The 26,376-nt window shown below is 69.9% G+C and carries 19 protein-coding genes and 10 tRNA genes; 5 read left to right on the top strand and 24 right to left on the bottom strand.

Annotated elements, in window-relative coordinates:
- From ACE3Q2_RS01645 to ACE3Q2_RS01635, 3 genes are all read right to left on the bottom strand, one after another.
- Complete coding sequence (locus tag ACE3Q2_RS01645; protein WP_231695678.1) at positions 1-408, bottom strand: DUF6165 family protein; 408 nt, start codon at positions 406-408, stop codon at positions 1-3.
- A gap of 85 nt (positions 409-493) precedes the next feature.
- Positions 494-584: transfer RNA gene (locus tag ACE3Q2_RS01640), tRNA-Ser, on the bottom strand.
- Positions 585-653: 69 nt separating this feature from the next.
- On the bottom strand, positions 654-2,594 hold the full coding sequence (locus tag ACE3Q2_RS01635; RefSeq protein WP_374472276.1) for a caspase family protein: 1,941 nt from the start codon (positions 2,592-2,594) through the stop codon (positions 654-656).
- A gap of 236 nt (positions 2,595-2,830) precedes the next feature.
- On the opposite strand from ACE3Q2_RS01635, the gene ACE3Q2_RS01630 reads away from it, so the two are divergent.
- Both ACE3Q2_RS01630 and ACE3Q2_RS01625 read left to right on the top strand, forming a co-directional pair.
- A complete protein-coding gene (locus tag ACE3Q2_RS01630; protein ID WP_374472274.1) occupies positions 2,831-6,304 on the top strand; it encodes an autotransporter domain-containing protein in 3,474 nt (1,157 codons plus the stop codon).
- 86 nt (positions 6,305-6,390) lie between these two features.
- Complete coding sequence (locus tag ACE3Q2_RS01625; protein ID WP_231695681.1) at positions 6,391-7,092, top strand: protein phosphatase 2C domain-containing protein; 702 nt, start codon at positions 6,391-6,393, stop codon at positions 7,090-7,092.
- 6 nt (positions 7,093-7,098) lie between these two features.
- Here the strand turns inward: ACE3Q2_RS01625 and ACE3Q2_RS01620 are convergent, their stop codons facing one another.
- From ACE3Q2_RS01620 to ACE3Q2_RS01605, 4 genes are read right to left on the bottom strand one after another with little or no spacing between them, the layout of a single operon-like run.
- The gene (locus ACE3Q2_RS01620; protein WP_231695682.1) at positions 7,099-8,625 is read right to left on the bottom strand and encodes a serine/threonine-protein kinase; all 1,527 of its coding nucleotides are present in this window, start codon (positions 8,623-8,625) and stop codon (positions 7,099-7,101) included.
- Between the two features lie 47 nt (positions 8,626-8,672).
- Positions 8,673-9,392 carry a DNA polymerase III subunit epsilon gene (dnaQ, locus tag ACE3Q2_RS01615; RefSeq protein WP_231695683.1) on the bottom strand — a complete coding sequence of 240 codons (720 nt, stop codon included), beginning with the start codon at positions 9,390-9,392 and terminating at the stop codon, positions 8,673-8,675.
- An 8-nt stretch (positions 9,393-9,400) separates the two neighbouring features.
- Complete coding sequence (rnhA, locus tag ACE3Q2_RS01610) at positions 9,401-9,838, bottom strand: ribonuclease HI (RefSeq protein ID WP_231695684.1); 438 nt, start codon at positions 9,836-9,838, stop codon at positions 9,401-9,403.
- A 14-nt stretch (positions 9,839-9,852) separates the two neighbouring features.
- A complete protein-coding gene (locus ACE3Q2_RS01605; protein WP_374472270.1) occupies positions 9,853-10,545 on the bottom strand; it encodes a class I SAM-dependent methyltransferase in 693 nt (230 codons plus the stop codon).
- A 42-nt stretch (positions 10,546-10,587) separates the two neighbouring features.
- Between ACE3Q2_RS01605 and gloB the strand changes: the two genes are divergently transcribed.
- The 3 genes from gloB to ACE3Q2_RS01590 all read left to right on the top strand — a co-directional run bounded on the left by gloB (position 10,588) and on the right by ACE3Q2_RS01590 (position 13,440).
- A complete protein-coding gene (gene gloB, locus ACE3Q2_RS01600; protein WP_231695686.1) occupies positions 10,588-11,358 on the top strand; it encodes a hydroxyacylglutathione hydrolase in 771 nt (256 codons plus the stop codon).
- Positions 11,355-12,560 carry a transglycosylase SLT domain-containing protein gene (locus ACE3Q2_RS01595; protein ID WP_231695687.1) on the top strand — a complete coding sequence of 402 codons (1,206 nt, stop codon included), beginning with the start codon at positions 11,355-11,357 and terminating at the stop codon, positions 12,558-12,560. Before gloB ends, ACE3Q2_RS01595 begins: the two co-directional genes overlap by 4 nt.
- Before the next feature lie 88 nt (positions 12,561-12,648).
- Positions 12,649-13,440: an enoyl-ACP reductase gene (locus ACE3Q2_RS01590; RefSeq protein ID WP_231695688.1), complete on the top strand. Its 792-nt coding sequence runs from the start codon at positions 12,649-12,651 to the stop codon at positions 13,438-13,440.
- A gap of 72 nt (positions 13,441-13,512) precedes the next feature.
- On the opposite strand, the gene ACE3Q2_RS01585 is transcribed toward ACE3Q2_RS01590, so the two are convergent.
- From ACE3Q2_RS01585 to alaS, 17 genes are all read right to left on the bottom strand, one after another.
- Positions 13,513-15,453: a SurA N-terminal domain-containing protein gene (locus ACE3Q2_RS01585; RefSeq protein WP_374472267.1), complete on the bottom strand. Its 1,941-nt coding sequence runs from the start codon at positions 15,451-15,453 to the stop codon at positions 13,513-13,515.
- Positions 15,454-15,539: 86 nt separating this feature from the next.
- Positions 15,540-15,616, bottom strand: a tRNA-Asp gene (locus ACE3Q2_RS01580).
- Positions 15,617-15,630: 14 nt separating this feature from the next.
- A tRNA-Val gene (locus tag ACE3Q2_RS01575) sits at positions 15,631-15,705 on the bottom strand.
- A gap of 16 nt (positions 15,706-15,721) precedes the next feature.
- Entirely contained in the window at positions 15,722-15,994 is a 273-nt protein-coding gene (locus tag ACE3Q2_RS01570) for an HU family DNA-binding protein (RefSeq protein ID WP_043802408.1), read from the bottom strand.
- Between the two features lie 208 nt (positions 15,995-16,202).
- On the bottom strand, positions 16,203-18,641 hold the full coding sequence (gene lon, locus ACE3Q2_RS01565) for an endopeptidase La (RefSeq protein WP_231695690.1): 2,439 nt from the start codon (positions 18,639-18,641) through the stop codon (positions 16,203-16,205).
- Positions 18,642-18,775: 134 nt separating this feature from the next.
- Entirely contained in the window at positions 18,776-20,065 is a 1,290-nt protein-coding gene (gene clpX / locus ACE3Q2_RS01560; RefSeq protein ID WP_231695691.1) for an ATP-dependent Clp protease ATP-binding subunit ClpX, read from the bottom strand.
- Between the two features lie 113 nt (positions 20,066-20,178).
- On the bottom strand, positions 20,179-20,802 hold the full coding sequence (gene clpP / locus ACE3Q2_RS01555; protein ID WP_043802412.1) for an ATP-dependent Clp endopeptidase proteolytic subunit ClpP: 624 nt from the start codon (positions 20,800-20,802) through the stop codon (positions 20,179-20,181).
- A 26-nt stretch (positions 20,803-20,828) separates the two neighbouring features.
- Positions 20,829-22,130, bottom strand: coding sequence for a trigger factor (tig, locus tag ACE3Q2_RS01550; RefSeq protein WP_231695692.1), 1,302 nt, complete (start codon positions 22,128-22,130; stop codon positions 20,829-20,831).
- Between the two features lie 88 nt (positions 22,131-22,218).
- Positions 22,219-22,303: transfer RNA gene (locus ACE3Q2_RS01545), tRNA-Leu, on the bottom strand.
- A 31-nt stretch (positions 22,304-22,334) separates the two neighbouring features.
- Positions 22,335-22,410 (bottom strand) — tRNA-Lys (locus ACE3Q2_RS01540).
- A 52-nt stretch (positions 22,411-22,462) separates the two neighbouring features.
- Positions 22,463-22,539, bottom strand: a tRNA-His gene (locus ACE3Q2_RS01535).
- A 34-nt stretch (positions 22,540-22,573) separates the two neighbouring features.
- Positions 22,574-22,650: transfer RNA gene (locus tag ACE3Q2_RS01530), tRNA-Arg, on the bottom strand.
- 68 nt (positions 22,651-22,718) lie between these two features.
- Positions 22,719-22,795, bottom strand: a tRNA-Pro gene (locus ACE3Q2_RS01525).
- Positions 22,796-22,925: 130 nt separating this feature from the next.
- Positions 22,926-23,002: transfer RNA gene (locus ACE3Q2_RS01520), tRNA-Arg, on the bottom strand.
- A 143-nt stretch (positions 23,003-23,145) separates the two neighbouring features.
- Positions 23,146-23,238, bottom strand: a tRNA-Ser gene (locus tag ACE3Q2_RS01515).
- Between the two features lie 55 nt (positions 23,239-23,293).
- Positions 23,294-23,512 (bottom strand): carbon storage regulator CsrA, encoded by a 219-nt coding sequence (csrA, locus tag ACE3Q2_RS01510; protein WP_231695693.1) that lies wholly within the window; start codon positions 23,510-23,512, stop codon positions 23,294-23,296.
- Between the two features lie 136 nt (positions 23,513-23,648).
- A complete protein-coding gene (gene alaS, locus ACE3Q2_RS01505; protein WP_374472366.1) occupies positions 23,649-26,327 on the bottom strand; it encodes an alanine--tRNA ligase in 2,679 nt (892 codons plus the stop codon).
- Positions 26,328-26,376 lie beyond the last annotated feature (49 nt).

Raw genomic sequence — 26,376 nt, 5'->3', positions numbered from 1 at the left:
TCAGGGCCGGCTGCCGGCCTGGTAGTCCTGGTAGGACTTCTCCTCGACGTAGGACGAGCCCAGCGCGAGGTTGATCTGCTTCTTGATGCGGGCGCGCTCGTCGTTCTCGAAGTACACGGCGCGGGCCAGGCGGATGAACTCCGGGTCGAAGGCCTGGGCCTTCTCCTTCAGGCGGATGTCGTCCTCGATCACCCACAGGCGCTCGTTCACCGCCTTGAGCTCGGCGCGCAGGCGCACGATGTCCTTGCCCGCCGCCGGGTGCGCCATCCACGTGGCCTCCAGGGCCGACAGCTCGTGGCGCACGTTGGCCAGCTTGGCCGGGTCGGACATGCGCTCGGACTTGATCTGCAGGATGGCGATCTTGTCGAGCAGCTCGCCGAAGGAAACGGGGACGTGGATTTCGGACATGGGGGACTCCGTGGTTGCCGCCAGTCTAACGCCGGGCCGCCGCGGCCAAAAGAAAAGGGGCCCGGTGGGCCCCTTTTCGGTCAACTGGCGGAGAGGGAGGGATTCGAACCCTCGAGGCGCTATAAACGCCTGCCTGATTTCGAGTCAGGTACATTCAACCGCTCTGCCACCTCTCCGGACCCGGCGGCAGCGGTTGCGAGCGCCGGGCCCACCATTATAGGCGTCCCGGCGGCGTCCCGCCAGCCTCAGGGGCCGGCGGCCGCCCCGCCCCCCTTGGGCAGGAAGAAGAACTCGCCGCTTTCGTGGCCAGCGTAGCGGATCGGGGCGTATTCGGGCATCTGCGCCAGCGGCGCGTCCATCGAGCCCAGGGCCAGGGACGTGGCCACTTCCTGGAACAGGCGCTGGCCCTCGAGCAGGCGGTCGTTGTCCTGCAGCACGTTCATGAAGGCCCGGGCGAAGTAGCTGTGGCGGCCACTGCCGGTGTCGGGCACCGGCTGCACGCCGCCCGAGGTCAGGGCCGTGCGGCTGCGGCCGGCGGCCATGGCCTTGACCCAGCCCGCCCACTTCTCCGGAGCCATGGTGCCGGCGGCGAAGGTGGGCACCGAGGCGCGGGTCATGGTGCCGGAGTAGCAGGAGTCGGCCACCACCAGCACGTGGCGCGAGGCCAGCGTGTCGAGGATGTCGCTGACCGCCGCGTTCGAGATCCAGGACTTCGGGTTGCCCTGCACGCCGTCGCTGGGCACCCAGTAGCCCTGGCCGTCGGCGCCGATTTCGCCGTGGCCGGCGTAGTAGATCAGCAGGTTGTCCTCGGGCTTGAGCGTCTCGCGCATTTCGTTGAGCGCGGTGAGGATTTCCAGGCGGCTGGCGTTGAGCAGCACGGTGGCCTGGTAGCCGTAGCGCTTGCGCAGCAGGTCGGCGACGGCGTTGGCGTCGTTGGCGGCGCTCTGCAATGTCGGGTAGCCGGCGTCGCGGTAGCTGTTGTTGCCGATCACCACGGCGTGGAAGCGGCCCAGCTTCACGTCGCGCGGAAGGGCGCCGGCCTGCGCCGCCGCGGTGGACGCCGTCGCGGGCGAAGCCGCCGGCGCCTGCGGCAGCAGGGTGAAGTCGAGCTGGGCGCGACCGCCCTGCTGGTCCACCGCCGCCACCTGCACCTGGGCGCCGCCGGCCGGCACTTCGACCTCGGCGCTGAAGCCGCCGTTGGCGGTGAGCGGCGCGGCCTGGCCGTTGATGGTGATTTCGCGCACCAGCTGCGGCGCGCTCACGCGGCCGACGATCTTGCGCTTGCCCGGGCCACCCCGGTACACGGCGGTGTTGCGGCCGCGGGTGGCGACGAACACCGGGTCGAGGATCTCGAGCATCGGCGCGCCGCCGGCGAGCATGGCGCCGCCCGCGCCGGCCTGGCGCTCGAGCGCGGCCAGCTGGGTGCGCTGGGCGTTGATCTCTTCTTCCTGCGCGACCAGCTGGTTCTCGAGCAGGCGGGTCAGGTCGTCGTCGGCCGAGGCGCGCGCGTCGGCGAGCTTGCGCTGCGTTTCCGCGAGTTCGCGCTGGGTCTGCTGCAGGGCGCCACGGCGCTGCGCCAGTTCCTGCTGCAGCTTGCGCACCTGTTCGCGCAGCGCGGCGGATTCGGCTTCGCCCGCCTGCACCTGTTCCTGCAGGCCGGTGATCTGCTCGTCCTTGGCACGGATCTGCACCTGCACCACCGAGGCGTACATCAGTTCGTCCTGGATGCCCGAGGCCTCGCGGTACAGGTTCAGCGCCGCCGCCTGGTCCTGCGGCACGCCCAGGCCCTGCTCGTACAGGAAGCCGAGGTTGATCTTGGCGCGGCCGTAGCCCTGGTCGGCCGCCTTGCGGAACCACTGGAAGGCCATGCCGTAGTCGGGCACGGTGCCCAGGCCCTTGGCGTAGATCTCGCCGACGTTGTTCTGCGCCTCGGCGCTGCCCGACATCGCGCCCTCGAGCCAGACCTTGAGCGCGGTCTGGTAGTTGGCGCGATCGTAGGAAACGTATTCGCCGCCGCGGATCTCGCAGTCGGCCTGGGTGGTGCGCACCGGGCGGCGCGCGCTGAGGTAGGTGGCCTGGCGGCCGAGCTTGCGGATCTGCCCGGGCAGCAGGCAGTCGACGATCAGCAGGTCCTCGGCGTTGCGCACCGCGGCGACCGCAGGCGCCGGCGGCAGTCCGACGAGCAATACGGTGGCGAATCCAAAAGCGAAAACGAGAAGACGGGACCGGACAGGACAGGCTTGGCGCAGGTTCATCGGCATGGCTCCCAGGGAAGCAATGCGACCCGCGCCGAGGCCCTTGCAGCGGCGCGTCAGCCGCTATACTCGAGCCGCCGTTATAGCCGCAAACCAGGGGAAAAGCGATGGACTCTTCGAGCAGCGTCGCGATGGGCCGACGGACGGTGGAAACGTTCGCGCAACGGATGCTGAGGCTGGCATCGCTCCTGCTGCTCGGCGCGATGGGGATCGCGTGGAGTGGCCAGTCGCTGGCGCAGACTTGCGACTTCGTCGCCATCGGCTCCACCAACGAGATCGGCCTGCCGGGCACCAACGTCAGCTTCACCATCGAAGCGCAGACGGCCTGCTCGCCCACGGTCAACGTCAGCCTGGTCGTCAACGGCGGCGACAGCACCGGCGGCGCCGCCGTGGTGCCGCCCGCCAACCCGACGCTCACGCTCGACACGCCCTACACCTTCACCGTCACGCTCGGCCCGAACCCGGGCGGCAACGGCACCGTCACCGCCACCTGCCTGAGCGGCGGCTGCGCCGGCGTCACCCAGGTGTTCACCTTCCGCACCAACAACGACTTCGACTTCACCCCCACCACGCCGGTGGCGCTGGTGGTGAACCAGATCACGCCGGCCACGGTGGGCACGAACCTGCTGCTCAACGGCTCGCCCACCGCGCTGCAGACGCGCTACATCAACGCCGGCAGCGGCGCCCTGCTCGGCAACCAGACGCCCGACGCGGCCGGCGACACCAGCCTCACCCAGGGCTTCGCGCTGGCCGGCAACTACGTCATCCGCGCCAGCGTCGTGTGCCCCGTCGCCTTCGTGCTCGAAGGTTGCGCCGCGGTGCCGCCCATCGACTACGCCTTGCAGGTGGAGCCGGTGTCGGTGAACCCGGTGACGCCATTGGCGGACACCGCGTTCTCCGGCGTGGCCAAGACGCTCACCGTGGACTACGGCAGCGCCAGCCTCCCCGCGCCCGACGGCACGCCGATGACATGGACGATCACCGCGCAGCCGCCCGGCGGCGACGGCACCCTCATCGGCAACCCGGTCGCCGGCGGAGAAAGCGACGCCACCTTCAACGCCACCGTGCTGGGCAATTACACCGTGGTCGCCAACAGCGGCTGCACCTTCTGCGCGCCCGGCCTGCAGACCTTCACCATCACGGTGGTGCCGGCGCCGTTCGTGATGATTCCGATCAGCGGCAACCCGATGAACGGCAGCGTGGGCACGCCGATGCAGGCGCGCGTCCGCCTGCTGCAGGGCGCCACGCCCGTGGCCGGCGCCGCCGTGCGCTGGACCGCCACGCCAACCTTTTCCCCGGCCGTGGTCAACACGACCACGGTGGCCACCGGCAATGCGCTGGCCACCTTCACCCCGAACGCGGCGGGCAATTACCCGGCCGCGCTCACCGCCGAATACGACCCCGACGGCGTGCCGGCCAACGGCGACGAGGTGAGCTACAGCTTCGACGTCAACGTCGCGGCCGCGGCGCCGCCGACGCTGGTGGCGGTCACGCCGAACCCGGCGACGACCAGCGTCGGCGCCGCCACCAACTTCACCGTGCGGCTCGAGCAGGCCGGCGTGCCGGTCAACGGCGGCGCGATCCAGTGGACCGCGACCGCGCCGTTCGCACCCGCGGCCGCCGCCAGCGCCACCAACGCGGCCGGCGACGCCAGCGCCAGTTTCACCGCCTCCGCCACCGGCAGCTTCCCCGGCGCCATCACCGCCCTTCACGACCCCGACGGCATCCCCGCCAACGGCGACGAGTCGCAGGTGGTCTTCAACGTCGGCGTCACCGCCGCGGCCACGCTGTCGGCGGCGAGCGGCGGCGGCCAGTCCGCCTTCACCGGCAGCGCGTTCGCCGCGCCGCTGGTGGTGCTGGCCGAAGACGGCGGCGCGCCCGCACCCGGCGTCACCATCCTCTGGGCCGTGAGCGGCAACGCCACGCTCGTGGCCGGCGGGCCCACCGATGCCGCCGGCAATGGCAGCGCCACCGTCACCGCCGGCGCCAGCCCGGGCCCGGTCACCGTCACCGCGACCCGGCAGGACGCCGCGGCCGCCACCGCGAGCTTCAGCCTCACGGTCACCTCGGCCGGCACCCTTTCCATCGTCTCGGGCGACGGCCAGACCCTCGTCCCCGGCACGGCTTCCGAACCGCTGGCGATCGTGCTGCGTGATGCCGCCGGCAACCCGGTGCCCGGCGCCGCCATCAGCTGGACCACCAGTGCCGGCACGCTGGGCAGCGCCGCGACCACCACCTCGGCCACCGGCGCCAGCAGCAACACCGTCACCGCGGATGCGCCCGGCGCCATCGAAGTGACCGCCAGTTCGCCGCTGGCCGCGGCGCCGGTGAAATTCGCGCTCAACGGCGCGCTGGCCGGACTGCCCGGCCTGGCGCGCGAAGCGCTCGCCACCGCCCAGGCCCTGGACGAGGCCTGCCCCGCGCTGGCGGCGCTGCCCACGCCCAGCCCGGGCCAGGCCGACCTGCTGCAGCGCTGCCGCGAACTCGCCCGCTCCGCCGCGGTGGACCCGGGCGCCACCGCGCTGGCGCTCGACCAGCTGATGGCGAACGTGGCGCTGGCCCAGGCCAACGCCGGCCTCAGCGCCGCGCAGTCGCAGTTCCAGAACCTCAAGACCCGCATCGCCGCGCTGCGCAGCGGCACCGGCGGCACCCGCTTTGGCGGCCTGGCGCTGAACACGCCGTCCGGCCCGCTGTCGCTGGGCCTGCTGGCCACCGCGCTCAGCGGCGAGGAGAGCGTGGCCGAGGTGGGCGGCGACTTCAGCCGCTGGGGCTTCTTCGGCGCCGGCAACATCGGCCGCGGCGAATCCGACGGCGGCGCGGTGGACCCGGCCTACGACTACGACATCGAAGGCCTCACCTTCGGCGTCGACTACCGCTGGAGCGACCGCTGGATCGTCGGCGGCTCGCTCGGCCTCACCCGCCAGGACACCGACCTGCCGCAGGGCCGCGGCGGCCTGGAAACCAGCGGCTGGAGCGTGTCGGGCTACACCACCTACTACCAGCCCGACAGCTGGTACGTGGACGGCGTGCTCACCTGGGGCCGCAACGACTACGAGATGCTCCGCCGCATCCAGTACACCCTGCCCCAGCCCGGCGGCGGCACGGTGTCGATCGACCAGGAAGCCCGCTCGGATTCCAAGGGCGACCTGCTCTCGGCCGCGTTCACCTTCGGCCGCGACTTCAACCGCGGCGCCTGGGGCCTGGGCCCCTACGCCCGCCTGCTGTTCACGCGCCTGGACTTCGACGCCATCGACGAAAGCCTCGACGCCGGCGCGGGCAGCGGCCTGGGCCTGCACATCCGCTCGCGTTCGGTGGATTCGCTGGCCAGCGTGCTCGGCGGCAAGCTCACCTACACCGCCAGCACCGACTGGGGCGTGCTGATGCCGCACCTGCAGCTCGAATGGGAGCACGAATTCCAGGACGACCCGCAGGCGCTCGAGGCCCGCTTCATCAACGACCCCACCGGCACCGCCATGGTGCTCGAGGGCGACCCGCTGGACACCGACTACTTCCGCATCGGCCTGGGCATGTCCATGGTGCTCACCAAGGGCCGCTCGGGCTTCTTCTACTACGAGCGCCTGCTGGGCCGGAATGGAACCTCGCAGTACAACCTGGCGCTCGGCTTCCGGATGGAGTTCTGAGCGCCGGCTTGCAGGCCGGCGACGGGCAAACGCATGATGTCGACGATGAACCACCCACGGAACCAGGCCACCGCAGGGCGCCGCGCATGATCGAATTCGGGCACCTGAGCCACGTCGGCCTGCGCCGCGAGCTCAACGAGGACACCTACTACGGCGACGCCGAGCTCGGCCTGTGGCTGGTGGCCGATGGCATGGGCGGCCACGAATTCGGCGAAGTGGCCAGCGCGCTGGCGCGCGACGCCGTGGTGCGCGAGGTGCGCGCGGGCCGTTCGCTGGTGGACGCGATCCGCCGCGCCGACGAGGACATCATCCGGCACAGCCGCCAGCGCGCCGAAAGCCTGCCCATGGGCACCACCATGGTGGCGCTGCGCATCGCCGAGCACCGCTTCGAGCTGGCCTGGGTGGGCGACAGCCGCGCCTACCTCTGGAACGGCCAGCTGCGCCAGCTCTCGGCCGACCACAGCTACGTGCAGGAACTGATCGACCAGGGCGCCATCACCGCCGAACAGGCCCGCGTGCACCCGCACCGCAACGTGGTCACCCAGGCCCTGGGCGTCACCGACCCGCAGAGCCTGAAGGTGGAAACCCTGGCCGGTGAACTGCGGCCCGGCCAGCAACTGCTGCTGTGCAGCGACGGCCTGACCGAGGAAGTGGATGACGCCAGCATCGGCGCCCTGCTCGGCCGCAGCGACCTGTCGGCGCAGGAATGCGTGGACCACCTGGTGTCGGCCGCGCTCGACGGCGGCGGCTCGGACAACGTCACCGTCATCCTGCTGCGGCGCCGCTGAGGCGCCTCAACCCGCGGGCGGCGGCGGCAGCGTTGGCGTGCCGCCCGCTTCGCCGCTGAGCGCGGCGTCCTGGAGCTGGCGCAGGTAGGCGTCGTCGGGGGCGATGCTGAGCCCGCGTGCCACGAGCAGGCGGCACTGCCCCCAGCGCCCGATGTCGCAAGCCTTGTGCGCGAAGCTCCGATAGAACGCCACGATGGCGGCGATACCGGCGCGGGCGCGGGCGTTTCCCGGGTCGCGCGCCAGCACCTTCTGGTAGTAGCCCAGTGCGCTGTTGTCGGCCGGGAAATCCAGGCCACGTCCAACGCCACGGGACCCAGGCCGGGTGCCATTCTCCAACAGCTTGTCGCCGGCGTTGAGCATGGCTTCGATGTCCGGGTCCACTTCCACGCCCACCGGCTGCGGCAACTGGAAACCTTCCGGCAGCGGCCCTTCGGCCTGCGCCGGCGAGGCGGCGGCCGGCTGCGTGGCCGGCTGCGTCGCCGGCGCCGAAGCCTGCACCGGGGCCGCCGGTTCGTCGGGCGACAGCGCCCACCAGGCCAGCACCGCCGCCACGAACGCGCCACCCACGCCGGCGGCGGGCAGCAACCAGGCCGGGCGCGACTTCGCGTCGCGCGCGCTGATGCGCGTGCGCTGCTGGGTGGCGCCGGCATGGCGGTTGCCCGTGGGCTTGCGCGCGACGGTGGCCTGGCCGATGGCTCCCGGCGGCGCATTGGCCACCAGCTTGTTCAGTGCCTCGACGAAGGCCGCGCCGGTGTTGAAGCGCTGCGCCGGTTCCTTGGCCATCAGGCCATCGATGAGCGGCTGCAGCCAGGTGTAGGGTTCGGGCAGCACCGGCACCGGGTGGGTGACGTGCATCAGCGCCACGGTGAAGGCGTCGGAAGCCTGGTAGGGCGGCGTGCCCACCAGCATCTCGTAGAGCACCGTGCCCAGGCTGTAGAGGTCGGAGCGGCCGTCCACGGGTTCGCCGCGGGCCTGCTCTGGGCTCATGTAGTCGGGCGTGCCGATCGAGGCGCCGGCCACGGTGGAACTGTTGCTGCCGTCCATGGCCTTGGCGATGCCGAAGTCGGCCAGCACCACCCGCCCGTCGTTGCGGAACAGCACGTTGCCCGGCTTCACGTCGCGGTGGACGAAGCCCTTCTGGTGGGCGAAGTCCAGGCCCGAGGCGATGTCGCCGGCGATGTCGAGGATGTGGCCGACATCCAGGCCGCCCTCGGTGATGCGCTCCTTGAGCGTGCCGCCGGGGATGTATTCGGCGGCCAGGTAGTACACGCTTCCGTGGCTGCCGATGTCATACACCGTCACCAGGTTCGGGTGCTGCAGCTTGGCGGTGATCTTGCCTTCGGTGAGGAAGCGCGAGGCGAATTCCGGGTTCGCGGCCAGCGCCGGCGACATCACCTTCAGCGCCACCTCGCGGTCCAGCGATTCCTGCATGGCCAGGAAGACCGAGGCCATGCCGCCTTCGCCGATGGGGCGCAGGATCCGGTAGCCCGGGATGTTGATGTCGACCGAGGTGAGCAGGACGGTGGCGTTCAAGGCGGCCTCGCCGGCGATGGGTCGGTCCGATTATCCACGAAGCCCGGTCAGGCCGCCGGTTCCGGCAGCGGCCACAGGCTCTTGCCGGCCTTGCCGGCGATCTTGCGCAGGCGCGCCTCGTGCGCGGCCTGTTCTTCGGCGTCGGCGCGCAGCACCACCCGGGCGATGGCGGCCACCGCGGCCAGGTCGGGGCCCGCCCGGCCCTGGGCCGACTCCGGCTCGCCGGCGGCCAGCAGGCCCAGGTCGCCCTGGCCCGAGGTCATGCCCAGGTAGACCTCGGCCAGCAGCTCGGCGTCGAGCAGCGCGCCGTGCAGCTTGCGGTGGGCGTTGTCGACGCCCAGGCGGCGGCAGAGCGCGTCGAGCGAGTTGCGCTGGCCCGGGTAGCGTTCGCGCGCCATCGCCAGCGTGTCGAGCACGCTGGCGTGGTCGGTGATGCGGCCGAAGTGGGCGCCGGCCAGCGACAGCTCGTAGTCGAGGAAGCCGACGTCGAAGCTGGCGTTGTGGATGATCAGCTCGGCGCCGCGGATGAACTCCAGGAACTCCTCCACCGCCGTCTCGAAGCGCGGCTTGTCCTGCAGGAACTCCAGGGTCAGGCCCGTCACTTCCTGCGCGCCGGCTTCCATCTCGCGACCGGGGTTGAAGTAGCGGTGGAAATGCCGGCCGCTGGGACGGCGCTCGACGAGCTCGATGCAGCCGAGCTCCACCACGCGGTTGCCCTTCTCCCAGGACAGGCCGGTGGTTTCGGTATCGAGGACGATCTGGCGCATGCGGGCGTTCAACTCCTGAATTTCTCGGCTTCGGCGCGGGCCAGCTTGTCCACGCGCTCGTTCTCGGCGTGGCCGGCGTGGCCCTTCACCCACTTCCACTGCACCTTGTGCGGCTTGGCGGCGGCGTGCAGGCGCTGCCACAGGTCCTGGTTCTTCACCGGGTCGCCGCCCGCGGTCTTCCAGCCGCGGCGGATCCAGTTCGGCAACCACTCGCCGATGCCCTTCTGGACGTACTGCGAGTCGGTGGACAGCACGACCTCGCAGGGCGCCTTGAGCGCCTCGAGCGCCATGATGGCCGCCAGCAGTTCCATGCGGTTGTTGGTGGTCTGCGCCTCGCCGCCGGCCAGCTCGCGCTCGCGGCCGTTGTGGCGCAGCAGCGCGGCCCAGCCGCCGGGGCCGGGGTTGCCGAGGCAGGCGCCGTCGGTATGGATTTCCACGGATTTCATTCCTTCCCTTGTACTCATCCGGCGCTCATTCCCGGGCGCAGGGCCAGCGCCGGGGCACCGGCGCGCAACGGGGTGACGCCGGCCTCGCGGCGACGCGCCACCACCAGGCTGGCGGCGCGCAGGCCGGTGCCGAACCCGGCGCCGCGGCGCACCCGCAGGTCCACGCTGCCGTCGGCCGACCACACCGGCCCGAGATAGCGCTGGCGCTGCACTTCCAGGCCGAGGCCGCGTACCTGCTGCCGCACCCAGGCGGGGTCCACCGCGCCCAGCCCCTTGAACGCCCAGCGCAACCGCGCCGGCGACCAGGGGTTGAAGCTCACCAGCAGGGCCACGCCTTCGGGCTTGAGCACCCGGGCGATCTCGGCCAGCAGCAGTCCCGGGGCGGGCGAGGTTTCCAGCACGAACAGCGCGTACACCAGCGACAGGCTGTGGCTCGCCAGCGGCAGCGCGGCGTCGGCGCAGGCCAGGCCGCCGCCAAAGCCGCCGTGCTCGCGCCGCAGGCTGAGCACGTCGGCCAGCATGTTGCCCGAGAGCGCCTCCGGCAGTTCGGCGCAGGGGCGCAGGTACAGGCCGGTGTGGCCGAACACGCGGGTGAGCTCGGGAATGGCCTGGCGCTGCACTTCCTGGACCAGCCGCAGCGTGCTTTCCCGGCGGAACCAGGCATCGGCGGGGGGCTCGGGTTGACGTCGGGCGTGGGCCGGGGGCATGGTCGGGATTCTGCGTCATCCGCGCCTTCCAGGTCACCCCGTTTGCCGTCCGTCCTTGCCCTGCCTGCGTTCCAGGACAACTACATCTGGCTGCTGGCCGGCGCCGATGGCGCCGCGGTGGTGGTGGACCCGGGCGATGCGGCGCCGGTGCTGGCGGCGGCGGCGAACGGGCTGCGGCCGGTGGCGGTGCTGCTCACCCACCACCATGCCGACCACGTCGGCGGCGTGGACGCGCTGCTCGCCGAATTCCCGGTGCCCTGCTTCGGGCCGGACGACCCGCGCATCCCGGCCGCCGCCCGGCGCGTCGGCGACGGCGACCACGTGCCGGTGCCGGAACTCGGCCTCGGCTTCGACGTGATGGCGGTGCCCGGGCATACGCGCAGCCACCTCGCCTTCCACGGCGCCGGCCACCTGTTCTGCGGCGACACGCTCTTCAGCCTCGGCTGCGGGCGCCTGTTCGAAGGCACGCCGGCGCAGATGCTGGCCTCGCTCGACCGCCTCGCCGCGCTGCCCGGCGACACGGTGGTCTGCTGCACCCACGAATACACCGCCGCCAACGGCCGGTTCGCGCGCGAAGCCGAACCGGACAACCCGGCGCGCGACGCCCGCCTGGCCGAGGTGCAGGCGCGCCGCGCCCGCGGCGAACCCAGCCTGCCGACCACCCTGGCCAGCGAACGCGCCTGCAATCCCTTCCTGCGCGTCGACGAGCCCGGCGTGCGCGCCACGCTGGCGGCGCGCCTGGGCCACGCCCCGCGCGACCGCACCGAGGCCTTCGCCGCGCTGCGGGCCTGGAAGGACGACTTCGCCGGATGAGCCCGCGCCTCGCCCTACCCGCGCTGGCGGCGCTGCTGCTGGCGGCTTGCCAGGTCCCGGTGAAACCCGCGGCCGTGGATCCGCCCGAGCCCGTGGCCGTGGTGAAGGTGGCGCCGCTCGACGGCGCGCCGGCCGCAACGCCCTCGCCATCCGCGTCGCCGGACGAACCGGCCCCGGCGGCAGCGCCCGACCCCATGGACACCGGCGCCGAAGTCTTCGACCACCTGGCCTCGCGCTTCTCCGCGCCGGTCTGCGTCAAGGGCCAGCACAACCAGGCCTGGCGGCGGCGTTACGCCGGCTACCCGGTGGGCTTCGCCCGCAACATGGAGAAGGTGCTGCCGCTGCTGGCCTACGTCGCCACCGAGCTCGAGCGCCGCGAACTGCCGGCCGAATTCGCGCTGATCCCCATCGTCGAAAGCTGGTACCGGCCCGAAGCCATCGGCCCCGGCGGCCCGGCGGGCATGTGGCAGATGATCGCCAGCACCGCGCGCGGCCACGGCATCCGCATCCAGCCCGGCTACGACGGCCGCCTGTCGCCGGTGGAAGCCACGGAAGCGGCGCTCGACCACCTGGACATGCTGTCGGACCACTTCGACGGCGAGTGGCGCGCGATGGCCATGGCCTACAACGCCGGCGAATACCGCATCCTGCGCGCGTTCAAGGCCAGCGGCGACCGCCGCGTCTCCGGCGAGAGCCACCTGCCGCGCGGGCTCTCGCGCACCACCTACGACTACGTCGCCAAGCTGCACGCGCTGGCCTGCCTGCTGGCGCGCCCGGAGCGGCACGGCCTGGTGCTGCCGCGCGAGGCGACGTTCGTGCCGCTGGCGCGCTTCGAGCTTCCCGCGGGCGCCACCAGCCTCGACCAGGCCGCGCTGGCACTGGGCACCGACGGCGCCACGCTGCGTCGGCTCAACCCGGCCTACCGCCAGGGTCGCGTCGCCGCCGGCGTGCCACGCACGGTGCTGGCGCCGGCCACCCCCGTGGCCCTGCTGGCGAGGCAGAACGCTCCCGCATCGGCGCCGGAGCCGGCGGCCGGCGCACCGGCGGCGGACAGCGCCCGCGAGCACCGCGTGCGCCGCGGCGACACGCTTTCGCGCATCGCCCGCCAGTACGGCGTGGACCTGCGCCAGCTCTATCGCCTCAACCGCCTCAACGGCCGCTCCATCCTCCAGCCCGGCCAGGTGCTGCGCATCGACCCCTGAGCCGCCGGCTCCATGCTTGGCGGTATGGGCCCGTGCGGTTCAAACTAGCGGGACAGCGCCGCAGGTGCGGCCGCACCAGGAGGAAAACATGGGATTTCTGTCGGGCAAGCGTGCCCTGATCGTGGGCATCGCCAGCCAGCGTTCCATCGCCACCGGCATCGCCGAGGCCATGCACCGCGAGGGCGCCGAACTCGCCTTCACCTACCAGAACGACAAGCTCAAGTCGCGCGTCGAGGAAGCCGCGCGTGACTGCGGCTCCGACATCGTCCTTCCGCTGGACGTGGCCGAGGACGCGCAGATCGACAACGTGTTCGCCGAGCTCGGCAAGCGCTGGGACGGCTTCGACATCCTGGTGCACTCGGTGGGTTACGCCCCGCGCGAGGCGATCGAGGGCGAGTACCTGCAGGGCCTGACCCGCGAGAACTTCCGCATCGCCCACGACATCTCCAGCTACAGCCTGGCCGCCCTGGCCAAGGCCGCGCGCCCGATGATGAAGGGCCGCAACGGCAGCATCCTGACCCTGAGCTACCTGGGCGCCGAGCGCGCGCTGGTGAACTACAACGTGATGGGCGTGGCCAAGGCCAGCCTCGAGGCCAACGTGCGCTACCTGGCGCTCAACCTCGGCCCCGAGGGCACCCGCGTGAACGCCATTTCCGCCGGCCCCATCAAGACCCTGGCCGCGGCGGGCATCGCCAACTTCCGCAAGATGCTCGGCCACGTCGACCAGTACGCGCCGCTGCGCCGCAGCGTGACCATCGAGGACGTCGGCAACGTGGCCGCCTTCCTGTGCTCGGACCTGGCGGCGGGCGTGACCGGCGAGGTCACCCACGTCGACGCCGGCTACAACATCCTGGGCATGACCGGCATCGAAGGCGTGTAAACGCCGCGCCAGCCGCTGGAAAGAAAAAGGCCCGGGATTCCCGGGCCTTTTTCGTTGCCGGCGGTGCGGCGGTCAGAGCCGGTCTTCCGCCACCTTGATGGTGAACTGCTTGCGCAGCGCCTTGACGTAGTCCTGCGCCTCGACCACGGCGCGGGCCTGGGCCAGCTGCTCGAGCAGGCCCTTGCGGGTCTCGTCGTCCAAACCCTCCAGGTCGCCCTGGGTGACCTTGGTGACGCCCACCAGGGCATGGCGGTCGGGGCCCAGGCGGACCATGCCGACCGAGATGCCGCCCTCTTCCGGGGCCGGCAGGCGGAACGCCTCCTCCAGCAGGGCCGGCGGCAGCTGCGCCTGGCGGTTCACGCCGGGCAGCGTGGCCACGGTGCGGCCGACCTCGGTGGCCAGGGCGTCGAGCGCCTCGCCCTTGCGGGCACGCTCCAGCAGCGCCTCGGCCTGGGCCTCGGAGGCCTTCGACAGCGCGTCGGTCACGACTTCGGCCTGCACGCGGTCGCGCACCTGCTCGAACGGGATCGCGGCTTCCGGCTCCACTTCGACCACGTGCACCACCACCAGGTGGTTGGGGCCGATCTCGACGGCGTCGCTGACCTGGCGCTCGACGCGCTGGGCGTCGGCGAACGCCGCGGCACGCACCGCCGGGATGGCGGCGATGCCCTCGCCCGCCGTGCGGGAGAACAGGCCGGTGCGCTTGAGCTCCAGGCCCGAGGCTTCGGCCGCCGGCGCCAGCGCGGTCGGGTCGCGGTAGACGCGCTCGATCAGCTGGTTGCTCAGGTCGCTGAAGACGCGGTCGCGTTCGGTGGAGAGGTACTCGGCCTCGATCTCGGCGCGCACCTCGTCGAAGCTGCGCTCGCTGCCCGCGGAGAATTCGGTGAGCTGGATGACGTGCCAGCCGTCCGGCGTGCGCACCGGGTCGCTGACCAGGCCGACGTCCTTCATGGCGAACAGGGCTTCCTCGAACGGGCCGGCGAACAGGCCCGGCTCGACCACGCCCAGGGCGCCGCCCTCGGCCTTGGAACCGAGGTCGTCCGAGCTCTCGCGGGCGATGGCCGCGAAGTCGGCGCCCGGCGCACGGGCCTTGTCGGCCAGGGCCTGGGCGCGCTCGCGCGCGGCCTGGTCGGCGGCGGCGTCGGCGTCGGCCGCGACGGCCACCAGGATGTGGGCCGCGGAGCGCTTGGGGTCGGTGACGTAGCGGGAGCGCTGCTCTTCGTAACGCTGGCGCAGCGCCTGCTCGTCCACCACGGTCGGCACCTCGAGGGTGGCGCCGTCGATCTCGACGTATTCCACCGCCACCTTTTCCTCGCTGCGGTAGCGCGCGGCGTTGGCGTCGTACCAGGCCTGCAGCTCCGCCTCGGTGGGCGCGGCGGGCGCGGCCGGGGTGGGCAGGTCGAGCAGCGACAGGTCGCGGGTCTGGCGCGCCAGGCGCAGGTAGGCCTCGAGCTCGGCCTGCGTGGCCAGGCCGGTGTTGGCGACCGTGCTGGGAATGGTGCGGCGGGCCATGTCGGCGCGCACGGTGGCCATGAACTGGGCGTGGTTCACGCCGCGCGCGGCCAGGCCCAGGCGGTACTGGTCCGGGCTGTACACGCCATTGAGCTGGAATTCCGGCATCTGCTTGAGTTCGGCGGCCAGTTCGGCCTCGCCGATGGTGATGCCCTCGCGCTCGGCCACCATGCCCAGCACTTCCTCGTCGATCATGCCGTCGAGCACCTGGCGCTTGTTGTCCAGGGATTCGAACGCGGCGTAGTCGAAGGCTTCACCCTGGCGCTCGCGTTCCTGCTGGCGCACCTGCTCGAAGCGGCGCTGGAACTGGTCCTGGCCGATCTCGCGGACCTGCTTGCCCCAGAGCCAGTACTTGGCCGGGCCTTCGATCTTGGCGGAGTAGGTTTCGACCTTCGGGGCGAAGTAGGACTCGATGCCGAAGAAGGCCATCGTGATGATCACCAGGCCCAGGATGATGTAAGCGAGCCAGCCTGAGGACTTGTCGCGGATATTCTGGAGCATGTGGGCAATGACGTCCGGTGCGTGCCCCGGGCCTTCCGGGGCCTTGGAAAAAACAAGGGCGCCCTTTTGGGGCGCCCTTGGGGATATGGCGGAGTGGACGGGACTCGAACCCGCGACCTCCGGCGTGACAGGCCAGCATTCTAACCGACTGAACTACCACTCCGCGTATCACTTACCTGGTGGGTGCTGAGGGTTTCGAACCCCCGACCCTCGCCTTGTAAGGGCGACGCTCTACCGCTGAGCTAAGCACCCTTCCCAAGGAAGACGCTCAGTTTACAGCATCCTTCAGGGCTTTGCCAGCCTTGAACGCAGGATTTTTCGAAGCCTTGATCTTGATGGTGTCGCCGGTCTGCGGATTGCGGCCCTGGCGGGCGGCGCGCTTGCGGACCGAGAAGGTGCCGAAGCCCACCAGCGTCACGGTGTCGCCCTTCTTGAGGGCCTTGGTGATCGCTTCGATCATGGCATCGACGGCACGGCCGGCGTCGGCCTTGGACAGCTCGGCGGCGTCGGCGACGGCACCAATGAATTCGGCTTTGTTCATTATTGACTCCCTGAGCGAGTGGAAACCCGCGTTCTTGAAAACCGAGGGCGCCCGGCCTTGGCCTGGGCGCGCCCCGATCCACCTGTACCGCCGCTGCCCGGATGAACCAACGCGCGGCGGATGGGTTGATTTATACCAGCGGCATTTTGCCCGCGCAATAAGCGAAAGCCAGTTATTTCGCGGCTTCCAGCGCTTTTCGCCCCTTCGATCAATGCGTCAGGGCGGCGCCGCCGGCGTCCTTGCCTTCCTTGCCTTCGGTGTTGTCGGGCGAAGGTTCGGGCGTCGATTCCGGCGCCAGCGGCCGCACCAGCGCCACGTCCAGCACCTCGTCGATCCACTTGACCGGAATGATCTCAAGGCCTTGGGTGACGTTCTTGGGAATATCCGCAAGGTCCTTGCGGTTTTCCTCGGGGATGAGCACCGTGCGGATACCGCCGCGCAGCGCCGCCAGCAGCTTTTCCTTCAGGCCGCCGATCGGCAGCACGCGGCCGCGCAGGGTGATTTCACCCGTCATGGCCACGTCGGCCCGCACCGGCACGCCCGACAGCACCGAGACCAGGGCGGTGACCATGGCGATGCCCGCGCTCGGGCCGTCCTTGGGCGTGGCGCCCTCGGGCACGTGCACGTGGGTGTCGAACTTCTGGTGGAACTCGGCGTCCAGGCCCAGGCGTTCGCTGCGCGAACGCACCACGCTGTAGGCGGCCTTCACCGACTCCTGCATCACGTCGCCGAGCTGGCCGGTGAGGATCAGCTGGCCCTTGCCGGGCAGCAGCGAGGCCTCGATCTGCAGCAGGTCGCCGCCCACTTCCGTCCAGGCCAGGCCGGTGACCAGGCCCACTTCGCTCTCCTGCTCGGCGCGGCCGAAGTCGTAGCGCTGCACGCCCAGGTACTTGTCGAGGTTCTTGGGCGTCACGCTGACGGCGCCGGCCTTGCCGGACTTGCGCGGGCCGGAGAGCGCGATTTCCTTCACCACCTTGCGGCAGATCTTGGAGATTTCGCGCTCGAGGTTGCGCACGCCGGATTCGCGCGTGTAGTAGCGCACGATGTCGCGCACGGCGGCCTCGCTTACCTTGAGCTCGCCCGGCTTGAGGCCGTTGGCCTTGAGCTGCTTGGGCAGCAGGTAGCGCTCGGCGATGCCCAGCTTTTCCTCCTCGGTGTAACCCGGGATGCGGATCACCTCCATGCGGTCGAGCAGCGGGCCCGGGATGTTGAGCGAGTTGGCGGTGGCGACGAACATGATTTCCGAGAGGTCGAGGTCGACTTCCAGGTAATGGTCGTTGAACGCGCTGTTCTGCTCCGGGTCGAGCACCTCGAGCAGGGCCGACGACGGGTCGCCGCGGAAGTCCATGCTCATCTTGTCGATCTCGTCGAGCACGAACAGCGGGTTCTTGCTGCCGATCTTGTTTAGGTTCTGGACGATGCGGCCCGGCATCGAGCCGATGTAGGTGCGGCGGTGGCCGCGGATCTCGGCCTCGTCGCGCACGCCGCCCAGCGACATGCGCACGAACTTGCGGTTCGTGGCCTTGGCGATGGACTGGCCGAGCGAAGTCTTGCCCACGCCCGGCGGGCCCACCAGGCACAGGATGGGGCCGCGCATCTGCTTCACCCGCGACTGCACCGCGAGGTACTCGAGGATGCGCTCCTTGACCTTCTCCAGGCCGTAGTGGTCGGCGTCGAGCACTTCCTGCGCCGCCTTGAGGTCCTTGCGCACCTTGCTGCGCTTCTTCCAGGGCACGCCCACCAGCCAGTCGATGTAGTTGCGCACCACGGTGGCCTCGGCCGACATGGGCGACATCTGCTTGAGCTTGTTGAGCTCGGCCTTGGCCTTGGCCTCCACCGCCTTGGGCATGCCGGCGTTGGCGACCTTCTTGGCCAGCTCCTCGAGTTCGTTCGGCGCGTCGTCGATCTCGCCGAGCTCCTTCTGGATGGCCTTCATCTGCTCATTGAGGTAGTACTCGCGCTGGCTCTTCTCCATCTGCGACTTCACGCGGCCGCGGATGCGCTTCTCGATCTGCTGCACGTCGATCTCGCCGTCCACCAGGCCGATCAGCATCTCCAGGCGCTGGCCGACCTCGAGGGTCTCGAGCAGCTGCTGCTTGTCGGACAGGCGCGCGCCCAGGTGGGCCGAAATGGTGTCGGCCAGGCGGCTGGGCTCGTCGATGCCCGAGAGCGTGGTCAGCAGCTCCGGCGGGAGCTTGCGGTTGGTCTTGACGTACTGCTCGAACAGGGTCATCAGCGAACGCAGGGTGACCTCGAGCTCGCGCTCGTCGCGCTCGTACACCGAGTCCACTTCCTTGCCGGTGGCGGTCAGCGCGCCCTCGCGCTCGCCGTAGCCGTCGATGGCCACGCGCGCGGAGCCCTCGACCAGCACCTTGATGGTGCCGTCCGGGAGCTTGAGCAGCTGCAGCACCTGGGCCAGGGTGCCGACCGAATACAGGTCGTCGGCGCCCGGGTCGTCGGTGTCGGGGCTCTTCTGGGCCACCAGCAGGATCTGCTTGTCGCCGGCCATGGCCAGGTCGAGCGCCTTGATGGAACGGTCGCGGCCCACGAACAGCGGGATGACCATGTGCGGGTACACGACCACGTCGCGCAGGGGCAGCACGGGAAGGTCGAGGCGGAGTTCGGGGGTGGGGGTCGTGTCTTGCATGGAAGGCTCCCTCGGGGCCAAACCCCGGTATGGCTCAGGTTATGGGGTTCGGCGGGGCGGCTTGCAAGCTTTTCAGGCGCCAAAAACAACGGGCCGGAAGAACCGGCCCGTATTCAATCACTTGCGTGTGCCGTTCAGTCGGCTGAGGCGGCCTTGGGGGCCGGCTGGGCGCCGCTGCTGTAGATCAGGTAGGGCTCGGTCTGGTGGTTGATCACCGACTCGTCCACGACGACCTTGCTGACGTTCTCCAGCGACGGCAGCTCGTACATGGTGTCGAGCAGCACCGACTCCATGATGGTGCGAAGGCCACGGGCGCCGGTCTTGCGCTTGAGGGCGCGGCGGGCGATGGCCAGCAGGGCATCCGGGCGGACCTCGAGCTCGACGCCCTCCATCTCGAACAGCTTCTTGAACTGCTTGGTGATGGCGTTCTTGGGCTCGGTGAGGATCTTCACCAGCGCGGCCTCGTCGAGCTCCTCGAGCGTGGCGACCACCGGCAGGCGGCCGACGAACTCGGGGATCAGGCCGAACTTGATCAGGTCCTCGGGCTCGACCTCGGCCAGCAGCTTGCCGACCTCGGCCTTGCGCTCGGTGCTCTTCACCTTGGCGCCGAAGCCGATGCCGCCGGCCTCGGTGCTGCGGGCCTGGATGACCTTGTCGAGGCCGGCGAAGGCGCCGCCGACGATGAACAGGATGTTCTTGGTGTCGACCTGCAGGAATTCCTGCTGCGGGTGCTTGCGGCCGCCCTGCGGCGGCACCGAGGCCACGGTGCCCTCGATGAGCTTGAGCAGCGCCTGCTGCACGCCCTCGCCCGAGACGTCGCGGGTGATCGACGGGTTCTCGGACTTGCGCGAGATCTTGTCGATCTCGTCGATGTAGACGATGCCCTGCTGCGCCTTCTCGACGTCGTAGTCGCACTTCTGCAGGAGCTTCTGGATGATGTTCTCGACGTCCTCGCCGACGTAGCCCGCTTCGGTGAGCGTGGTGGCGTCGGCGATGGTGAACGGCACGTTGAGAAGGCGCGCGAGCGTCTCGGCCAGCAGGGTCTTGCCCGAGCCGGTGGGGCCGATCAGCAGGATGTTGGACTTCGACAGTTCGATGTCGTCGTTCTTGATCCGGCTCTCGATGCGCTTGTAGTGGTTGTACACGGCCACCGACAGCGTCTTCTTCGCGCGCTGCTGGCCGATGACGTACTGGTCGAGGACCTCGAGGATCTCGCGGGGCTTGGGCAGGTGGCTGCGGGCGGCGTGCGCCTTCTCCTCCAGCTCCTCACGGATGATGTCGTTGCACAGTTCGACGCATTCATCGCAGATGAACACGCTGGGGCCCGCGATCAGCTTGCGCACCTCGTGCTGGCTCTTCCCGCAGAAGGAGCAATAGAGGATCTTGCTGCTGTCGCCGGAACGGCCCTGGCGGTCTTCGGTCATGCTTACGCTGCCCTGGTGGAATGGGTCGGGGTCGAGAATATCACAGGCTGCGAGACGCAGAACCCCGGCCCGGCGGGGCCGGGACGGGGCGTGAAGACCGCGCCTGCGGGGCCTCAGGAGGCCTGGATGGTGTCGTCGGGGCGACGATCCAGCACCGCGTCCACCATGCCGTAGGCCTTTGCGGCTTCGGCATCCATGAAGTTGTCGCGGTCGGTGTCCTTGGCGATGCGCTCGATGGGCTGGCCGGTGTGCTTGGCCAGCACGCCGTTCAGGCGGTCGCGCAGGGTCAGGATCTCGCGGGTGTGGATCTCGATGTCGCTGGCCTGGCCCTGGAAGCCACCCAGCGGCTGGTGGATCATCACCCGGGCGCTGGGCAGGATGTAGCGCTTGCCCGCGGCGCCGGCGGCCAGCAGGAGCGAACCCATGCTGGCGGCCTGGCCGACGCAGATGGTGCTCACGTCGGGCTTGATGAACTGCATGGTGTCGTAGATCGCCATGCCCGAGGTGACCACGCCGCCCGGCGAGTTGATGTACAGGCTGATGTCCTTCTCGGGGTTTTCCGCCTCGAGGAACAGCAGCTGGGCGACGATCACGTTGGCCATGTAGTCGTCGATCGGGCCGACCAGGAAGATCACGCGCTCCTTGAGCAGGCGCGAGTAGATGTCGTACGCGCGTTCGCCACGGCTGGTCTGCTCGACCACCATCGGCACCAGGTTCAAGCCCTTGATCGGATCCATGCCCGCGTTCCTCCGTTGGGGCCGCCTCAGGCGGCCGGACGCATCAGTTCGGAAAAGCCCACGGCCTGCTCGGTGGCTTCGGCGCGTTCGGCGATCCAGTCGATCACCTGCTCTTCCATCACGCGGTTGCGCAGGCTGGACATGAGGTTGGGGTCGTTCCGGTAGAGTTCAACGACCTGACCCGGGTCCTCGTAGGTCGAGGCGATCAGCTGCAGCGTTTCGGTGACGCGCTTGTTGTCGAGCTTGAGGTTGTTCTGGCGCGCCACCTCGGCCACCAGCAGGCCGGCGGCCACGCGGTTGCGGGCGGCGTCCATGAACTGGGCGGCCTCGAACCTGGCGTTCGGCTGGCCCTGCTGGCGCGCCTGCTGCATGGCGGCATTGGCCATGTTGCGGGCCTCGGCCTCGACCAGGCGCGGCGGCAGCTCGACGCCGGCGTAGGCGGCGACCAGCTTGCTGGCCACTTCCGCGCGCAGGCGCTGCATCAGGTTGCCCTTGAGCTCGCGCTCGAGGTTGGCGCGAACTTCCTTGCGGAACTGCTCGAGCTTGCCACCCTTGATACCGAAGCTCTTGACGAAGGCTTCGTCGAGTTCCGGCAGCTTGGGCGCCGACACCTTGGCGGCCTTGAGCGTGACCTTGGCGGACTTGCCGGCCAGGTCGGCGACGCGCCAGTTTTCCGGGAAGGTCACTTCGACCTCGACCTCGTCGCCGGCCTTCAGGCCGGCCAGGCGGGCTTCGAGCTCGGGGTACATCACGTTCGAGCCGATCACGGTGGCGCCGCGCTCGACGCCCTCGGCGGGCACGCGGGCATCGGCGGTGACGGCGAAGGTCTCGACCTGCACCAGGTCGCCGGCCTCGGCGGCGCGCTCGACCGGCTCCCAGCTGCGGCGCTGCTGGCGCAGGGTTTCGATCATGGCGTCGATGTCGCTTTCCTCGATCGACGAGGTGGTGCGCACGATCTGCAGCTTGGCCGGGTCGATGGCGCCGAACTCGGGCACGATTTCGAAGGTGGCGGTGTAGCGGATCTCGCCGGCGTCGCCGGCGGGTTCGGCCTTGACCTCGGGGTTGCCGGCCACCTGCAGGTTCTGCTGGCGGATGGCTTCGCCCAGGCTCTCGCGGATCAGCTCGCCGTAGGCCTCGTTGCGGACCTGGGCGCCGAAGCGCTGTTCGATGACCTTGGTCGGGACCTTGCCCTTGCGGAAGCCCTTGATGTTGGCGGTGCTGGCCAGCTCGCGCAGGCGGTTGCCCACCACGCCTTCCAGGCGCTCGGCCGGGAGGCTGACGGTGAGGCGGCGTTCCAGATTGGCGGTGTTCTCAAGCGAGACTTGCATGTTCACTCCTGCGACCGCGCCGTTTTGTGGGCGCGAAAATGAAAAAACCCGCGGAGCCCCGGCTCGTCCCCGCGCCTCCGTTGCCGGATGGTGCGAAAGGAGAGACTCGAACTCTCACGGGTTGCCCCACTGGAACCTAAATCCAGCGCGTCTACCAGTTCCGCCACTTTCGCAACGCCGCGCGGGATCGATTCATCGGGAAGATGGTGGGCCGTGTAGGATTCGAACCTACGACCTATTGATTAAGAGTCAACTGCTCTACCAACTGAGCTAACGGCCCGTAATCTTCCCGCCGAAGCGGCTGCGACGCGACATTATGCCGCGCTTGGAACTGGGGTGGAAGACGGGACTCGAACCCGCGACCCTCGGAATCACAATCCGATGCTCTAACCAACTGAGCTACATCCACCGCTGTAAAACCACCCTGCCTCCCCGCCCCTGCCTGGCGCGCCCGGCAGGACTCGAACCTGCAACCGCCGGCTTAGAAGGCCGGTGCTCTATCCGGTTGAGCTACGGGCGCCTGCCGGGATGATACCGGCCGGTTCCCGCCGCATCCATGCGGATCGCAGGATCCGGGGTGGAGCCGCCTGGTCGGGGCAGAGGGATTCGAACCCACGACATCCAGCTCCCAAAGCTGGCGCTCTACCAGGCTGAGCTATACCCCGGCGGTGAAGCCGACGCCCGAACCAGCGCGCCGCAGGAGTCTCACTGTACGGGGGTGCCGGCTTTCGGCGCAACGCGCCTGGGCCGGTACCTCCGAACAAAAAGGGTGCCGAAGCACCCTGTTTGCATTAGTGGCGCGCCCGGAGAGATTCGAACTCCCGACCACCAAGTTCGTAGCCTGGTGCTCTATCCAGCTGAGCTACGGGCGCGCAGAACGGAAATTATGGGGTACGGCGTCCAACTCGTCAATACTTCGCCGACGAATTTTTTTGCCGCACCGCAAGCACACCATCCGTTTGGAACATGCCACCGGGTGGAAAAAATCGCCGCCTTTCGGCGGCGATTCGACACCTGGCGGAGTGAGAGGGATTCGAACCCTCGATAGAGCTTTTGACCCTATACTCCCTTAGCAGGGGAGCCCCTTCGGCCTCTCGGGCATCACTCCGGAATCTGGCACCGGCCGCGCCTTTCGGGCGAAACCGGCCGCATAGGATAGCCTTTCAGTCGGCCTTCGGTAAACCCGCGCCGCTTTCGCCGGCCGCGGCACCCGGCGCGTCATCCTTCTGGATGCGCTGGAAGATTTCCTCGCGATGCACGGCGACGTCCTTGGGCGCGGTGATGCCGATGCGCACCTGGTTGCCCTTGACGCCCAGCACCGTGACGGTGACCGAGTCGCCGATCATCAGGGTTTCTCCCACCCTTCGCGTAAGAATCAACATCCCCTTCCCTCCCGATACGTCCCTGCACCGGCCCGCGCGACGGTAGCCGCGCGGTTCCCCGGCCGCGCGGCATGCGCGGCCTGGCCTGATGGTAGTTCGCCCCCGTCCGGGGCGCAAACGAGCCTGGCGGGGGGCCTCAGCCGCCCAGGCGCTGCGCCACCCAGGCCGGCACGTCGGCCAGCGCCGCCACCAACTCGGGGCCGTCGCTGCCGCCGCCCTGGGCCATGTCCGGCCGGCCGCCGCCCTTGCCGCCGATCTGGCTGGCCACGTGCGAAAGCAGCTCGCCCGCCTTCACCTTGCCCAGCGCCCCGCCCTGCACGCCGGCCACCAGCGAGGCCTTGCCGTCGGCGGCCGAGGCCAGGAGGATCACGGCGTCGCCCAGGCGCGACTTGAGCTGGTCCACGGCGTCGCGCAGCGACTTGGCGTCCAGGCCCTCCAGGCGCGCGGCGACCACCTTCACGCCCGCCACCTCGGGCGCCGAGGCGGCCAGGTCGGCGGTGGCGCCGGCGGCGGCCTTGGCCTTGAGCGACTCGAGCTCGCGCTCGAGCTTCTTCTGGCGGTCGAGCAACTGGGCGAGCTTGTCGAGCACGTCGCGCGGGCTGCCGCCGAGCAGGCCGGCCACCTGCGCCAGGCGCTGCTCCTCGTGCGCGATGTGCGCCAGCGCGCCCTCGCCCGTCACCGCCTCGATGCGGCGCACGCCGGCGGCCACGCCGCCTTCGCTGATGATCTTGAACACGCCGATGTCGCCGGTGTGGTGCACGTGGGTGCCACCGCACAGTTCGGTGGAGAATTCGCCCATGCGCAGCACGCGCACGCGCTCGCCGTACTTCTCGCCGAACAGGGCCATGGCGCCGAAATCGAGCGCTTCCTGCATGCCCATGTGGTGGATCTCGGCCTCGGCGTTGCGGCGGATCTCCGCGTTCACCAGGGTTTCGATGCGCGCCAGCTCCTCCGGCGTGATGGCCTGGAAATGCGAGAAGTCGAAGCGCAGGCGGTCGGGCGCGACCAGCGAGCCCTTCTGCGTGACGTGCTCGCCCAGCACCGTGCGCAGCGCGGCGTGCAGCAGGTGGGTGGCCGAGTGGTTGAGCACGGTGGCCTGGCGGCGGGCGTCGTCCACGCGTGCCGACACCAGGTCGCCGCGCTTGAGCGTGCCGCTGGCCAGCCTGCCGAGGTGGCCGTGGAAGGTGCCCGAGAGCTTGAGCGTGTCGCGCACTTCGAAGCGGGTACCGCGAGCGTCGAGCAGCTCGCCGGTGTCGCCCACCTGGCCGCCGGATTCGGCGTAGAACGGGGTGGCGTCGAGCAGCACGATAGCTTCTTCGCCGGCGGCGATGGCCTCGACCGGCTTGCCGTCGCGCACCAGGGCGACCACGCGGCAGCCATCGGCTTCCAGCGCCTCGTAGCCGCGGAACTCGGTGGGCTTGAGGCCAGCCACCAGGTCGGCCGGCAGCGCGGTGCCGCCGGCGAACTTGCTGGCGGCGCGGGCGCGCTCGCGCTGCTGGTCCATCAGCGCCTCGTATTCGGCCAGCGCGCCGTCGGCCAGGGCCCAGCCCTTGTCGGCGTTCTCGCGCAGCAGGTCGGCGATGAGATCAGGCGGGCAGCCGTAGGTGTCGTGCAGCTGGAACAGCTGCTCGCCCCGGATGCGGTTGCCAGAGGCGGCCAGGTAGTCGTGCAGGCGCGCCATGCCGGCGTCGAGCGTCTGCGCGAACGCGGCTTCCTCGGCCTTGAGCGCCTGCTCCACCAGCTTCTGCTTGGCCACCAGCTCGGGATAGGCCTCGCCCATCACCTCGACCAGCGGCTGCACCATGCGCCAGAACTTGCCGTCGGCGCTCAGGCCGTCCAGCTTCCAGAAGTGGCGGATGGCGCGGCGGATGATGCGGCGCAGGACGTAGCCGCGGCCTTCGTTCGAGGGCAGCACGCCGTCCACCACCAGGAAGGAGCAGGCGCGGATGTGGTCGGCGATGACGCGCAGCGACTTGTGCTCGAGGTCGGCGGTGTTCGTGAGCGCCGCCGCGGCCTTGATCAGGTGCTGGAACAGGTCGATCTCGTAGTTGCTGTGCACGTGCTGCAGCACGGCCGAGACGCGCTCCAGGCCCATGCCGGTGTCCACGCAGGGCGCCGGCAGCGGCACCAGGGTGCCGTCGGGCTGGCGATCGTACTGCATGAAGACGTTGTTCCAGATTTCGATGAAGCGGTCGCCGTCCTCGTCCGGGCTGCCCGGGGGGCCTCCGGCGATGTGCGCGCCGTGGTCGTAGAAGATCTCGGTGCAGGGGCCGCAGGGGCCGGTGTCGGCCATCTGCCAGAAGTTGTCGCTGGCGTAGGGCGCGCCCTTGTTGTCGCCGATGCGGATGATGCGCTCCACCGGCAGGCCGACTTCCTTGTGCCAGATGTCGAAGGCTTCGTCGTCGGTGTGGTAAACGGTGACCAGCAGGCGCTCCTTGGGCAGCTGCCACACGCCGGTGAGCAGCTCCCAGGCGTAGAGGATGGCGTCGCGCTTGAAGTAGTCGCCGAAGCTGAAGTTGCCCAGCATTTCGAAGAAGGTGTGGTGGCGCGCGGTGTAGCCGACCTGGTCGAGGTCGTTGTGCTTGCCGCCGGCGCGCACGCAGCGCTGCGAGCTGGCCGCGCGGGTGTAGCTGCGCTTCTCGGCGCCCAGGAACACGTCCTTGAACTGCACCATGCCGGCGTTGGTGAACAGCAGGGTCGGGTCGTTGCCCGGCACCAGCGGGCTGGAGGCGACGACTTCGTGGCCCTTGGAACGGAAGAATTCGAGGAAATCCCGGCGGATCTGGTTGCTGGTCTTGGTCATGGGGGCTGGCAGGCAATTGAACTGGGGCCGGCGGCTGGACGGCCGGCGAGACTGCCAAGAT

Source organism: Arenimonas sp. (genome assembly GCF_041913985.1).
In the GTDB taxonomy this organism is placed as follows: Bacteria; Pseudomonadota; Gammaproteobacteria; order Xanthomonadales; family Xanthomonadaceae; genus Arenimonas.
The sequence above is the reverse complement of the archived record's forward strand: the minus strand, read 5'-3'. Positions and strand labels throughout refer to the sequence as shown.

Bases quoted from the DNA above. Each gene is read 5' to 3' on its own strand.
- ACE3Q2_RS01645 (WP_231695678.1), bottom strand. From the start codon at position 408: ATGTCCGAAATCCACGTCCCCGTTTCCTTCGGCGAGCTGCTCGACAAG.
- ACE3Q2_RS01630 (WP_374472274.1), top strand. From the start codon at position 2,831: ATGCTGAGGCTGGCATCGCTCCTGCTGCTCGGCGCGATGGGGATCGCG.
- ACE3Q2_RS01625 (WP_231695681.1), top strand. From the start codon at position 6,391: ATGATCGAATTCGGGCACCTGAGCCACGTCGGCCTGCGCCGCGAGCTC.
- dnaQ (WP_231695683.1), bottom strand. From the start codon at position 9,392: ATGCGCCAGATCGTCCTCGATACCGAAACCACCGGCCTGTCCTGGGAG.
- rnhA (WP_231695684.1), bottom strand. From the start codon at position 9,838: ATGAAATCCGTGGAAATCCATACCGACGGCGCCTGCCTCGGCAACCCC.
- ACE3Q2_RS01605 (WP_374472270.1), bottom strand. From the start codon at position 10,545: ATGCCCCCGGCCCACGCCCGACGTCAACCCGAGCCCCCCGCCGATGCC.
- ACE3Q2_RS01595 (WP_231695687.1), top strand. From the start codon at position 11,355: ATGAGCCCGCGCCTCGCCCTACCCGCGCTGGCGGCGCTGCTGCTGGCG.
- ACE3Q2_RS01590 (WP_231695688.1), top strand. From the start codon at position 12,649: ATGGGATTTCTGTCGGGCAAGCGTGCCCTGATCGTGGGCATCGCCAGC.
- ACE3Q2_RS01585 (WP_374472267.1), bottom strand. From the start codon at position 15,453: ATGCTCCAGAATATCCGCGACAAGTCCTCAGGCTGGCTCGCTTACATC.
- ACE3Q2_RS01570 (WP_043802408.1), bottom strand. From the start codon at position 15,994: ATGAACAAAGCCGAATTCATTGGTGCCGTCGCCGACGCCGCCGAGCTG.
- lon (WP_231695690.1), bottom strand. From the start codon at position 18,641: ATGCAAGACACGACCCCCACCCCCGAACTCCGCCTCGACCTTCCCGTG.
- clpX (WP_231695691.1), bottom strand. From the start codon at position 20,065: ATGACCGAAGACCGCCAGGGCCGTTCCGGCGACAGCAGCAAGATCCTC.
- clpP (WP_043802412.1), bottom strand. From the start codon at position 20,802: ATGGATCCGATCAAGGGCTTGAACCTGGTGCCGATGGTGGTCGAGCAG.
- tig (WP_231695692.1), bottom strand. From the start codon at position 22,130: ATGCAAGTCTCGCTTGAGAACACCGCCAATCTGGAACGCCGCCTCACC.
- csrA (WP_231695693.1), bottom strand. From the start codon at position 23,512: ATGTTGATTCTTACGCGAAGGGTGGGAGAAACCCTGATGATCGGCGAC.